We start from the raw sequence: 13,084 nt of genomic DNA, 5'->3' as shown, positions 1-13,084 counted from the left end.
TCCCATCTATTATTTAAAAGTTGATTACTTGATTAACCTTCTCTACGATGTCTTTATGATCTGGCAGCCATAAATCTTCAGCTTGTGGAAATGCATAAACTGTATCTGGTGCCGCCACACGTAAAATAGGTGCTTCAAGATGTAAAATCGCACGTTCTTGAATTTCCGAAATAACATGTGATGCTATACCAGCTTGACGCTGTGCTTCTTGAACAAAAACCACACGATTTGTTTTTTGCACAGATTCAATAATTGTATCAATATCGATTGGTGATACTGTACGTAAATCGATAACCTCTGCATCAATATTATTTTTTTCAAGTTCTTCTGCTGCCTTAAGTGATGCATGAACCATTGCACCATAAGAAATAATTGTTACGTCTTTACCTTCTCGTTTCACATCTGCTTTCCCAAGTTCAATTGTATATTCCTCTTCAGAAACCTCTTCACGGAATGAACGGTATAGCTTCAAATGCTCTAAAAACAACACTGGATCATTATCACGGATAGATGCAATTAACAATCCTTTTGCGTCATGTGGTGTTGATGGAATAACAACTTTGATACCTGGTTGTTGTGCAATTAATCCTTCTAAAGAGTCTGCATGCAATTCTGGTGTATGAACCCCACCACCAAACGGTGAACGAATTGTAACTGGTGCTGTATGTGCTCCACCTGAACGGTAGCGTGTACGTGCAATTTGTCCGCTAATTGCATCCATAGCTTCATAAACGAAGCCGAAGAACTGAATTTCCGGTACTGGGCGAAAACCTTGTAGTGCTAATCCAAGGGAAAGTCCACCAATTCCTGATTCAGCTAGTGGCGTATCAAAAACACGATCTTCACCGAATTCATCCTGCAATCCTTCTGTCACACGAAAGACGCCACCATTTTGTCCGACATCTTCACCAAATACAAGCACATTCTCATCTTTTTTTAATTCAGTACGGAGTGCGTCGGTGATTGCTTGAACCATTGTCATTTGTGCCATGATTTACTTCGACTCCTTTTCTTTATATTCTTCCATTTGTTCTTGTAGATTCTTTGGAAGTTCTTCAAACATATTAGAAATTAGGTCTGTTACCTTCTGTTTTGGATATTCATCCGCTTTTTTAATAGCTTTTTTAATTTCATCTTTTGCTTCTTCGATGACCTTATTTTCTTCTTCTTCAGACCATAATTTCTTGCTTTCTAAGAATTTACGGAAACGAATAATTGGGTCTTTTTTCTCCCATTCGTTGTCAAGGTCATCTGTACGATAACGTGTTGGATCGTCACCAGCCATGGTATGTGGTCCATAACGATATGTTAGTGTTTCAATCAATGTTGGTCCCGCGCCTTCAACTGCACGATCACGAGCATCTTTTGTTGCAGCATAAACAGCAAGAACGTCCATTCCATCAACTTGAATTCCTTCAATTCCTGCAGCTACAGATTTTTGAGCTAACGTTTTGGCTGCAGTTTGTTTCTCAACAGGAACGGAAATTGCAAAATAGTTATTTTGTACAAAGAAAATAGCTGGGGCACCATATGCACCTGCAAAGTTAATTCCTTCATAGAAATCACCCTGTGAAGTACCACCATCACCTGTATACGTAACTGCTACAGATTTTTTCCCACGTTTCTTCATACCTAATGCAACACCAGCAGTTTGTGTATACTGTGCACCAATAATGATTTGTGGGCTCATTGCATTTAATCCTTCTGGCATTTGGTTTCCATGAAAATGTCCTCTAGAGAACAAGAATGCTTGATATAACGGAAGACCATGCCAAACAAGCTGAGGCACATCACGGTAGCCTGGTAAAATAAAGTCTTCTTTTTCTAATGCAAACTGACTACCAAGTTGTGAAGCTTCCTGCCCTGCTGTTGGCGCATAAAATCCAAGACGACCTTGGCGATTTAATGCAATTGAACGTTGATCTAATATACGAGTATAAACCATTCTACGCATAAGCTCTTTCAAATCATCATCTGAAAGATCAGGCATTGCATCTTTATTTACAATCTTCCCATCTTCATTTAGAATTTGGAACATTTCGAACTGACTTTCAACACTATCAAGTACGTGTTTCAAAATAGTTCACCTCTTCCTTTCTTTATATCCGTTTTGGTATTTTCCTTTCTAGCCTTCCCAAAATATGAAAAAATCTGTACCCTTTTTGCTCTTAATCTTGTACCCTGTTTTGATTTGTATAAATCATATCATTATCATTTTCAAAAACTGTTACATTCATTTCGCAAAAATAATTGGTACAATTCATAATCTAATTAGAGTTTAGCTCAACATAACATATTGGTCAATTACTTTGTTTGTATTTCTTTTAATTAATTTTCTATTAGTAACAGAAAATGCATCTAAACTACAAATCTGTTATAGTATATTAATTCAACTGTATTAGTGCATCATCAAAAGGACCAGTCCCCATAAACACAACGATCCCAATGACGTTGTGTTTATGGGGACTGGTCCCACAATAGCAGAATTTTAATTATTCTCCGCTTTTTCCACCTTTACTATCTGGTACATCTTCCTCATACTTCACTTCTATACCAGCCAGGTCATAGAATTCCTTCTTTAGTGCGTTATAATCGGTGGTATATGCATTAAATTTTTCATTAGCATTTAATACCTTTTGATAACTTTCGTTTATTTTAGAAATATGTTCAGTTAATTTTTCTTGTTTCATATCTTTATCCTGAAGCATGGTATAAAGTTCTTTTTCTAGCTTTAGTGAATCGATGTATGACTTATTTAAATTGTCATATGCATCATAACGTTTCATCATTACATCATACATTTCATTCGCTTTTTTCTTAACCGTTTTATCTTCAAGATCTGCAATTAAATCCTTGATCTCTGTAAATTCATCCTTGGACGCATCGATACTATCTTTTTCCAAGTTGATTTTATCTGTCCGTTTTTCAATTGATTCAATAGCTTGTTTAGAAAGCTCTTTTATTTTATCAAATTCTTCCATTCCCAAATCAATTATTTGACTGTACAGCTGTTGTTCTTCTTTTTCTAATTTAACAATGGAATCCTGTTGTTTTTCAAAAGCATCTTCCAATGTGACTGCTTTCTCTAAGTGATCATAGATTTCATCCTTCGTTGATGCACCAGTACAAGCTGATAATAGTACAATGCTTAAAAAAGCCATAATTACGATTGCTTTTCTTGGTATCACTACATATTCCTCCTTCATTCAATGCTGCAACTTCTAGTTCCATTTTTGATATGTAATAGTATAACATAATGTGAAAGTCGCTTGTTTTAGGACAATAGATTAGCTCGTCCTATACTAATTTTATGAATTAATAGGTTCAAATATGATAAAATCATTGATATTGGAACGTACAAAATCATATATGATAAACTATTACTATAATGCACAGATGAGGAGTGGAGTTGCGTGTTAACGATGAAAGATATTGTGCGTGAAGGACATACATCACTACGTGAGGTAGCCAAAGACGTGAGCCTTCCACCAACAAAGGAAGAAAAAAATCTATTAAACGATATGCTTGAATTTCTTAAAAATAGCCAGGACGACAAGATCGCTTGCGATTATGATCTTAGACCAGGTGTAGGATTAGCTGCACCCCAGCTTGGAATTAACAAACGAATGGTGGCAGTACATTTTGAAGATTTTAAAGGTAAACAGTACTCATATGGGTTAATCAACCCACGTATTGTTAGTCACTCCGTTGAAAAAGCCTATTTATCCAGTGGGGAAGGATGTTTATCAGTTGACCGTAATGTCGAAGGATACGTGCCTCGATATGCACGAATTACAGTAACTGCAACTGATGTAGAAGGAAATAGTCTAAAACTGCGCTTACGAGATTATGCAGCTATTGTCTTTCAACACGAAATCGATCACTTAAATGGGATTATGTTTTATGATCATATAAACAAAGAAAACCCATATCAAATACCAGAAAATTCTAAGGCAATAGAATAACACATATTAAAAACAGCTACCTTTTCACGATAGCTGTTTTTTTCTTAAACTAAATGATAAAACTGTAATCCCTTTAAAATACCATCTTTATCAACGTCGTCAGTAACATGATCAGCTATTTCTTTTAATTCTTTTACTGCATTCCCCATTGCGATGCCAGTTCCAATTTCCTTGATCATTTCGATATCATTCAATCCATCACCAAAAGCATATGTATCACTAACATTCAATCCACTTGCCTCAATCAACTTTTGTACGCCAATTGCTTTTGATCCCCCTGTTGGCAACACATCACAAGAAAAATCATGCCACCTGAGAAATCGGAATGCATTGTGTTCATCCTGCAACGGCTTTTCCTCATTTCGTTCACAAAAAAGCAGTGCTTGATATATTGCTTTATTGTCATAATAATTCGGGTCTACATCCGGATAATGGAATTTTAAGCTATTGAAACTTTCTTTAATATACGTACTATCTCCCTTTGTTGCACGCATTTCTTCAGCACCCATAAATATCATAGGAAAATCATTATCCGAAGCATCACACAATCGTTTCAATGCACCTTGCCCTAAGGGGTTATCATAAACAAGTTCCCCTTCAAACACGACATATTGCCCATTAAAGCTAACAAACGATTCGATCTCCAGCTCTTTTCGGATATTTTCAAACATATATGGCGCCCTACCAGTTGCAATCGCAACATACACACCACTATTTTTCAACTGTTGTATAGCATTTTTGGTTGATAGAGGAATTTCCTTGTTAAAATCAACCAGCGTTCCATCAATATCAAAAAAAACTATTTTTTTGTTCATAACCATACTCCCTTTTTAATATTACTTTTCAAAATACCACTATAGTTTACTGCATAATAATTTGTACTAAGTAAAAAATAGTAGTAATGAAAAGTTTCAAGTCAACAAGCATATATTATAGTAAAAAATAATCTTTTTTCACATAAATATAGCATTTTTATTTCAAATTTCCTCAAACAGTACTATACTATAAATAAGAGGGATTGGATCGGTAGAACGTTTTTGCTTTTCTTAAACTTAGAAAGGAGATGCAAATACCCATGTTAAAACGCCTAAAAGAAAAGCTGAAAAAACGCTGGAAGGATTTTTTAGGCCAAGGACGTGTACCTACTACTTGTAAAAAAGACTACCATTAATGTCACCAATCACACAGTAAAACGATACCATACGAAGATTAACCATGCTACGGAATAAAGCGTAAGTGAATTATAAGTCGGGTAGAGAAAATCCACTAATCACTGGACGCTTAAGCTGGATAATTGAAGTGATGATGACTGAAGAGTGGATTTACAATAACTTACCTTACAGAAGAATATCTTTTCGTAAAAGCTGTTCGTCTTATTGTCAGCTCTATTCAGTAATCAAAAAAGAATATAGAAGAAGTTAGGAGAGATGGAATGATTTTTAAAGTATTATATCAGGAATTAAAACAAGAAATTCCTGTTAGAGAACGCACAAAAAGTCTCTATGTAGAGGCAGAATCCGAAAAAGAAGTACGTACCAAACTCTTAGATCGCGACCTTAATATCGAGTTTATCCAAGTATTAGATGAGGCACATTTAGCCTACGAAAAGCAATCTGAACATTTTATGTTGGAGTCTGTGTAATCATATGAAATTTGTAAAAAATGACCAGACAGCAGTTTTTGCACTAGGCGGACTGGGAGAAATTGGAAAAAACACATATGGTGTACAGTTTCAAGATGAAATAATTCTAATCGATGCGGGAATTAAATTTCCTGAAGATGAATTACTTGGCATCGATTATGTGATTCCTGATTATACCTACCTAGTACAAAACCAAGATAAAATTAAAGGATTAATTGTTACTCATGGTCATGAAGATCATATAGGAGGTATCCCTTACCTACTACGTGAAATTAATGTACCAATTTATGCTGGAAAACTCGCGATCGGCTTAATCAGAAACAAATTAGACGAGCATGGACTATTAAGAAATGCTAAGTTAAATATTATTGGAGAAGACGATGTTATTAAATTCCGTAAAACATCTGTCGCTTTTTTCCGAACAACACACAGTATCCCGGATTCATATGGTATCGTTGTGAAAACCCCTCCAGGAAATATCGTTCATACTGGAGATTTTAAATTTGATTTTACACCTGTCGGAGAACCAGCTAATTTAACCAAAATGGCTGAAATAGGTAAAGAAGGCGTACTTTGCTTACTTTCCGATAGCACAAATAGTGAAGTACCTGGATTTACTATGTCTGAACGCGTTGTTGGTGGTAGTATCAATGACATTTTTAGTAAAACGAATGGAAGAATAATTTTTGCAACTTTCGCTTCCAACATTTTTCGTCTGCAACAAGTAGTAGAAGCTGCCGTAAAACATAATCGTAAAATTGCTGTTTTCGGCCGTAGTATGGAGTCATCCATTACAATTGGACGAGAATTAGGTTACATTAATGCTCCAAAAGAGACATTTATTGATGCAAATCAAATAAACCGTCTCCCTGCACAAGACGTAACCATTCTTTGTACTGGATCACAAGGAGAACCGATGGCTGCATTATCACGAATTGCAAATGGTACACATAGACAAATCCAAATAATCCCTGGTGACACGGTTGTATTTTCTTCTTCTCCAATCCCTGGAAATACAATCAGTGTAAGTCGTACAATTAATAAATTATACCGCGCTGGAGCTGACGTAATTCATGGCAAACTTAGCGATATTCATACGTCAGGACATGGAAGTCAAGAAGAGCAAAAATTAATGCTCAGACTGATTAAACCAACATTTTTCATGCCTATCCATGGAGAATACCGCATGCAAAAAGAGCATACAAAGCTTGCAAAATTATGTGGTATCGATCCAGCAAATTCTTTCATTATGGATAATGGCGATGTCCTTGCATTAGGAAAAGACAATGCAACCATTGCAGGAAAAATACCTTCTGGGTCTGTCTATGTTGATGGTAGCGGTATTGGCGACATTGGTAACATTGTATTACGTGACAGACGAATACTTTCTGAAGAAGGACTTGTCATTGTGGTGGTTAGTATTAATATGAAAGAGTTTAAAGTTTCTTCTGGACCAGATATTATTTCACGTGGTTTTGTCTACATGAGAGAATCTGAGGATTTAATTAATGAAGCACAAAAGCTCGTTGCGGCACATTTGAATAAAGTGATGGAACGCAAAACAACACAATGGTCAGAGATTAAAAATGAAATAACAGATACAATTGCACCATTCCTCTATGAAAAAACAAAACGTAGACCAATGGTATTGCCAATTATTATGGAAATTTAATACAGAAGTTAGAGGCAAGTGGTCAAAAGCTAGAAAATAATGACTAGCTAATATTCTTGCTGCTATAATTACCAACAACTTAAGGATGACATCGTTATAGAAGTACTCACATAAACTAATTATGATGATACCTATAATAACGATGTCATCCTTTGTTACTTATACAGGAGGTGATTTCGGTGACCTGGCTTTATATTGTTGTTCCAATTGTTATCATATTTATTGTTGCACTTCTTTATGATCGCAGGGCTAAAAAAAGTGGACAGTCCTTTGATAACTCCTATGATGGTACTAAAAATCAACGGGAACAGAATCCTCAAGCACAAAATGATACACACCAAATGTACGAAAATAACGATTCGTTTTTTAATTTTTAATTATGCACGTTTTACGTAAATTCTATTGCTTATTAACCTCGTAGTTTCAGGTAAAATGCGACGTACGTTAAAATCATGTTCGGTACTCTGAGACACGCTGCGGGAAAATACTACGCTTTCCGCGGGCTCGCGCTGAGCCTCCTCGCTCGCAAAGACCGCTCCCTGTGGGGTCTCACCGTCTTCGCTTTCCCGCAGGAGTCTCCGTATTTTCCCTTCGCTAGGATTGAGCGCCACCTGCGATTTCATAACATTCACCACTAAATGTCGGTGGTTGGAGCGGAGAGCAGTCGACTCCTGCGGGAGGAAAGGCATAGGTGAGACCCCGCGACGAGGCTCACCAGCCGCCCGCGGAAAGTGAGTGCCCGGAGCGAAAATCACGTTACTGTTATGTCGCATTCTATGACTTTTGTATAAAAGCAACAATTTTTTTATAAAATAGCCTTAATCATTATATCAGCCTTCTAATCGATTTTTTCACATCTGGAAACTCAACCTTATTATTTGTAAAAAATTCCTTAATTAAATATTGACCGTATGTGATGGCTTGGTCATATGTTATTTTTCCTGGCAAAGGTGCCTGTTCTTCTATTATAACATCAATAATGGTTGGTTTATTTGATGTGAAAGCTTGTTGCAATACATTTCTCATATCTTCTTGATTGTCAACACGATAGCCCTCACCACCACAACTTTTAGCAAATGCAGCAAAATCAATATCTCCTAACTCTGTCTGGTAATGAAGGTGTCCCATTTCTTCTTGCTCATATTTAATCATGCCTATCTTACTGTTGTTTAATATAACTATTTTAATTGGTAAATTATATTTGACCGCTGTAACAAAATCGTGCATTACCATTGTAAAACCACCGTCGCCACAAATCCCAATTACTTGTTTCTCCGGAAAAGCTATTTGAGATGCTATTGCTCCAGGTAACCCAGACCCCATTGTAGCTAAACGACCAGAAATAAGAAATTTTTGGTTTTTAAACGGGAAAAAGCGCGTTGTCCATACGGTGACATTTCCAACATCACAGGAAATGATGGCATCATTCTCTATTACCTGTTCCAGTTGATACATAAGCTGTGGTGCTTGGATTGGATTTGTTTTATCTATTTTCTCTTCTTGCATATGGACATGCCATTTTTTCATTTTTTCCTGGTATTTTTCTAAAAATGAACAATCGGTTTCCTCAGGAATCATTGACGTAAGCATTGGCAGAATATTTTTTACATCCCCGCAAAGACCTTGTGTAATAGGATAGTAATTACCGATTTTTTCCGATTTTAATTCTATTTGAATAGCTTTAGCATCGGAAGGCAAAAAGTCACGGTATGGAAAGGAAGTTCCAATAAGCAGCAACAAATCGGTATTCATAATAGCTTCATAGGCAGGCTTAGTTCCAATTTGCCCATGTTGACCTAGGTTTAGCTCATGGTAATCAGGGATAATCCCTTTACCTAACAAACTTAACACAATAGGGGATTTGATCGTATGAGCAAATTCAACTAATTCATTTCTTGCACCTCGTGCACCTCTGCCAGCTAAAATAACCGGTTTTTTTGCATTATTTAATAAGTCTACTGCGTAATGTAATGAATCTTGATCAGGAATTTTAGTAGGTTCAATATATTCTGATGCCGCTAATTGACTTGTTTGTTTTTGTTTGACTGCAAATAGATCATCTGGAACGATTAAAACGGCAACACCTTTTTTAGCGTAAGCAGTCCTAATAGCCATATTTAATAGGTCAGGCAATTGTTCAGCAGATTCGGCCCGTTTATTAAACGCAGCTACATCATCAAACAACGTCTCTAAATTTATTTCTTGAAAAGCATCTGTTCCAACCTGAGAACTTGATACTTGTCCAACAAGTGCCAAAACAGGCACCGAGTCTTGTTTTGCATCATATAAGCCATTAAGCAAGTGAATTGCACCTGGCCCAGCTATCGATAAGCATACACCAAGCTTTCCTGTCAATTTTGCATAAGAACTCGCAGCTAATGCCCCAACCTCTTCATGACGAATTTGGATAAAATCAATATTCTCCTGTTTTTTGCGCAAATCATCAATTAATTCATTAATTGAATCACCAGGCATCCCATAAATATGATTTACCTTCCATTGAACTAGAAGATCAGTAAGTATTTCTCCAGTTCTTTTTTCAAACATATAAGCACACCCTTTCTTCATTCACGTCCTTTCTATTCCATTACCTTTAAATAAATAAAAAAAACCTGCTTTACACAGGTTTTTTTAATCATTCTCCACTACTAGGTGTTTTTCAAATCGGGAAATATCCTTATCTGACCCGATAACAATTAATATATCGTCTTCTCTTAGAGCATCCTCGGCACTTGGGGAAACATTAATCTCTTTGCCGCGTTTAATGGCCACGACGTTACATCCGTAATTTGCCCGGATATCTAATTCAATTAATGTTTTTCCAATCATTTTTTCTCCAACTTTAACTTCAACTATACTATGGTCATCCGATAGTTCCAAATAATCAAGAATATTATTGGAAATAATATTATGTGCAATCCGTTTCCCCATATCACGCTCCGGATGAACAACCTGGTTTGCACCTATTTTATTTAAAATCTTTTCATGGTAATCGTTTTGTGCCTTAACAGTAATTTTTTCAATACCCAAATCCGTTAAAACAACCGTTGTTAAGATACTTGCCTGAATGTTATCCCCTATCGCCACAATAACATGGTCGATATTTTTAATACCTAACTCTTTTAACGTTGCTTCATCTGTGGAATCTGCTATAACAGCATGAGATGCAATATTTTTAAACTCATTAATTTTGTCTTCATCATTATCAATTGCTAATACTTCCATACCTTCCATACTTAATTCACGGCAGATACTTCCACCGAAACGACCTAATCCTATTACCGCAAATTCTCGTTTCATCCCTTTTCCTCCATCATCCAAATTACTTCTATTTAGTCTATCATATTCTGTTAGATAATTGTATTACGATTTTTCTCCTTTCACATAATCTGCGTCAAATAGAAACATCTTCATTAACAGCAGTAAGGAAGGCACCAACAAACATAAACCTGCGATAAAGGCGATAATTAAGGCTATTCCCATTGACTCATGTGTCGCATTTTCATAAATTGTGATATATGGATCAAGTAAATACGGTAAATGCGCCCATCCATAGCCAAAAAAGGCAAAGAAAAACTGTAGCATTACAGAAATAAAAGCTAGACCATAATATTTACCTTGAAAAATTAACCACATAGCAATCATGAAAAATCCGACTGACAAGCCGAACATCGACCATAATTCCATCATCTCGTTATAGTGTCTTGGATTGTGCTGACTTAATGCAATGAATGTAGTTAGACTGGCAATAATCGTTGGAACACTCCAAAACAAGGCATAGTTTTTCACTAATTTTAATGCCGGCTTGTCATCTGCACGTGCAGCATAAAATGTCAAAAATGTAGAGCTAATATAGAGTACAGACACAATAGCTAAAAATACAACACTCCAGGAATATGGGCTAGTTAGCAACGCATTCAATAAAAGGGATACTTCCCCATTTTTTTCTACGATAAAACCACCTTCCGATAACGTTAAGGCGATTGAAAGTGACGCAGGTATTAATAAGCCTGTGGCACCGTATAAAAACATGTAAAGATTACTTTTCTTAGATCCATAATTCTCAAATGCATAAAACGAACCACGAATAGCTAATAGAACTATTGCTATCGACCCTGGTACCAATAATGCACTGCCATAATAATAGGCGGCATCAGGGAAAAAACCAACCAATCCTACAAAAAAGAAAACAAAAAATACATTCGTCACCTCCCATACAGGTGATAAATACCTCGAAATTAACTGATTGATAATATGATCTTTTTTCGTCATCTTTGCATAAAAGGCAAAAAAACCTGCACCAAAATCGATTGATGCCACGATTAGATAGCCGTATAAAAATATCCAAAGTACCGTTATTCCGATGATTTCATAACTCATTATTCATCACCCTTTTTTATGTTTGGATATCGTTCTTCAAGCTCAATTTCAACTGGACTATCTCGGAACAACTTTCGTAAAACAATCACACATAATGTCCCTAATATAATATACAAGGCTAAAAATAAGAAAAACATGGAATCAACATGTGGAGACGTTGTAGCAGCATGATCCACCTTCATATATCCACGCAAAATCCACGGTTGTCTTCCCACCTCTGCATATATCCAACCAAACTCTAATGCAATCATTGCTAGCGGACCATTGATGATCAATAAAATTAGTAACCACTTATTATGTTCGTTCCATTTTTTTACTTTGTAGAATACTAAATAAAAAAGTGAAACGGTTAAAGCAAACATCCCTAGAATAACCATTAGATCAAACATGTAATGGACCCAAAATGGTGCAATTTCATCCTTTGGGAAATGATCTAAACCAGTTACCTTACTATTAAAATCACCATGTGCCAAAAAACTTAAAAAGTTTGGTATTCGGATTTCATTTTCTACTTCATGGTTTTCATTTAAATTACCGAATAAGATTAAATCTGCTCCATTCTCTGTTTGAAAGTGCCATTCCGCAACTGCTAATTTCTCTGGTTGATAATCCGCTAAAAATTTAGCTGATAAATCACCAGCAATCGCCGTTAATAAAGCAAAAATGAAAGTAGCTGAAACCGTTAGTTTTAAGGCTTTTTTATGATAAGTTGATGATTTTTTCTTTAATATAATAAACGCTGTAATCGCAGCAAGTATCGCTGCCGATGTTAAATAAGATGAACTAAGTACATGAAATACCTTAGTTGGTGTGGCTGGATTCAACATTGCTGCAATTGGATCAATTGTTGTTATTTTTCCGTCCTCCATTGTAAATCCTTGTGGTGTGTTCATAAATGCATTAACAGAAGTAATAAATACCGCTGAAAAACTTGATCCAATTACAATCGGTAATGACAAGAGCCAATGGATGACAGGGTTTTTAAATCGATCCCATGTATAAAGATAGGCTCCTAGAAAAATAGCTTCAAAGAAAAACGCAAATGTTTCCAGGAACAAAGGTAAACTAATCACATTTCCAGCTACTTGCATAAAATTTGGCCACAGTAATGATAATTGCAAGCCGATTGCTGTACCAGTTACTACACCAACTGCAACTGTTATCACAAATCCCCTTGTCCAACGACGTGCCAGCAATGTATAATGGGGATCCTTTTTCTTAATACCTAAAAACTCCGCAATGGAGATCATTACTGGGACCCCGACACCTATTGTTGCAAAAATGATGTGAAATCCAAGCGTCATTGCTGTAAGCATTCTACTCATCAAAACACTGTCAAATTCCATTATTGCTTTACCTCCCCCATTCCGTTCCGTATGATTAAATTGAAGAATTGAACTCCATATTAATATGCTCATCATGCAT

At 36.1% G+C, this 13,084-nt stretch carries 12 protein-coding genes; 4 read left to right on the top strand and 8 right to left on the bottom strand.

The window, feature by feature from the left end:
* Window positions 1–13: 13 nt before the first annotated feature.
* The 3 genes from CS937_RS07955 to CS937_RS07945 all read right to left on the bottom strand — a co-directional run bounded on the left by CS937_RS07955 (window position 14) and on the right by CS937_RS07945 (window position 3,188).
* Entirely contained in the window at window positions 14–991 is a 978-nt protein-coding gene (locus CS937_RS07955) for an alpha-ketoacid dehydrogenase subunit beta (protein ID WP_099157940.1), read from the bottom strand.
* A 3-nt stretch (window positions 992–994) separates the two neighbouring features.
* Window positions 995–2,038: a pyruvate dehydrogenase (acetyl-transferring) E1 component subunit alpha gene (pdhA, locus tag CS937_RS07950; protein ID WP_245835738.1), complete on the bottom strand. Its 1,044-nt coding sequence runs from the start codon at window positions 2,036–2,038 to the stop codon at window positions 995–997.
* A gap of 454 nt (window positions 2,039–2,492) precedes the next feature.
* On the bottom strand, window positions 2,493–3,188 hold the full coding sequence (locus CS937_RS07945; protein WP_245835724.1) for a YkyA family protein: 696 nt from the start codon (window positions 3,186–3,188) through the stop codon (window positions 2,493–2,495).
* 225 nt (window positions 3,189–3,413) lie between these two features.
* On the opposite strand from CS937_RS07945, the gene def reads away from it, so the two are divergent.
* Entirely contained in the window at window positions 3,414–3,965 is a 552-nt protein-coding gene (def, locus tag CS937_RS07940) for a peptide deformylase (protein WP_099157938.1), read from the top strand.
* 44 nt (window positions 3,966–4,009) lie between these two features.
* Here def and CS937_RS07935 read toward each other — a convergent pair whose 3' ends face one another.
* Window positions 4,010–4,780, bottom strand: a complete 771-nt coding sequence (locus CS937_RS07935) for a Cof-type HAD-IIB family hydrolase (RefSeq protein ID WP_099157937.1) — start codon at window positions 4,778–4,780, stop codon at window positions 4,010–4,012.
* A 617-nt stretch (window positions 4,781–5,397) separates the two neighbouring features.
* Here CS937_RS07935 and CS937_RS07930 point away from each other — a divergent pair.
* The 3 genes from CS937_RS07930 (at window position 5,398) to CS937_RS07920 (ending at window position 7,656) form a co-directional block, all read left to right on the top strand.
* A complete protein-coding gene (locus tag CS937_RS07930; protein ID WP_099157936.1) occupies window positions 5,398–5,607 on the top strand; it encodes a DNA-dependent RNA polymerase subunit epsilon in 210 nt (69 codons plus the stop codon).
* Between the two features lie 4 nt (window positions 5,608–5,611).
* Window positions 5,612–7,279, top strand: coding sequence for a ribonuclease J1 (gene rnjA / locus CS937_RS07925; protein WP_099157935.1), 1,668 nt, complete (start codon window positions 5,612–5,614; stop codon window positions 7,277–7,279).
* A 179-nt stretch (window positions 7,280–7,458) separates the two neighbouring features.
* Window positions 7,459–7,656: a hypothetical protein gene (locus CS937_RS07920; protein ID WP_099157934.1), complete on the top strand. Its 198-nt coding sequence runs from the start codon at window positions 7,459–7,461 to the stop codon at window positions 7,654–7,656.
* Window positions 7,657–8,104: 448 nt separating this feature from the next.
* Here CS937_RS07920 and CS937_RS07910 read toward each other — a convergent pair whose 3' ends face one another.
* The 4 genes from CS937_RS07910 to CS937_RS07895 all read right to left on the bottom strand — a co-directional run bounded on the left by CS937_RS07910 (window position 8,105) and on the right by CS937_RS07895 (window position 13,005).
* Complete coding sequence (locus CS937_RS07910; RefSeq protein ID WP_099157932.1) at window positions 8,105–9,826, bottom strand: pyruvate oxidase; 1,722 nt, start codon at window positions 9,824–9,826, stop codon at window positions 8,105–8,107.
* Window positions 9,827–9,910: 84 nt separating this feature from the next.
* The gene (locus tag CS937_RS07905; protein WP_099157931.1) at window positions 9,911–10,579 is read right to left on the bottom strand and encodes a potassium channel family protein; all 669 of its coding nucleotides are present in this window, start codon (window positions 10,577–10,579) and stop codon (window positions 9,911–9,913) included.
* A gap of 63 nt (window positions 10,580–10,642) precedes the next feature.
* Window positions 10,643–11,659: a cytochrome d ubiquinol oxidase subunit II gene (locus CS937_RS07900; RefSeq protein ID WP_176555792.1), complete on the bottom strand. Its 1,017-nt coding sequence runs from the start codon at window positions 11,657–11,659 to the stop codon at window positions 10,643–10,645.
* The gene (locus tag CS937_RS07895; RefSeq protein WP_099157929.1) at window positions 11,659–13,005 is read right to left on the bottom strand and encodes a cytochrome ubiquinol oxidase subunit I; all 1,347 of its coding nucleotides are present in this window, start codon (window positions 13,003–13,005) and stop codon (window positions 11,659–11,661) included. Before CS937_RS07895 ends, CS937_RS07900 begins: the two co-directional genes overlap by 1 nt.
* Window positions 13,006–13,084: the final 79 nt, after the last annotated feature.

Source organism: Virgibacillus ndiopensis, from assembly GCF_900187325.1.
Taxonomy (GTDB): Bacteria; Bacillota; Bacilli; order Bacillales; family Amphibacillaceae; genus Virgibacillus_E; species Virgibacillus_E ndiopensis.
Note: the sequence above shows the minus strand (reverse complement) of the source record. Positions and strands in the feature narration are given on the sequence as shown.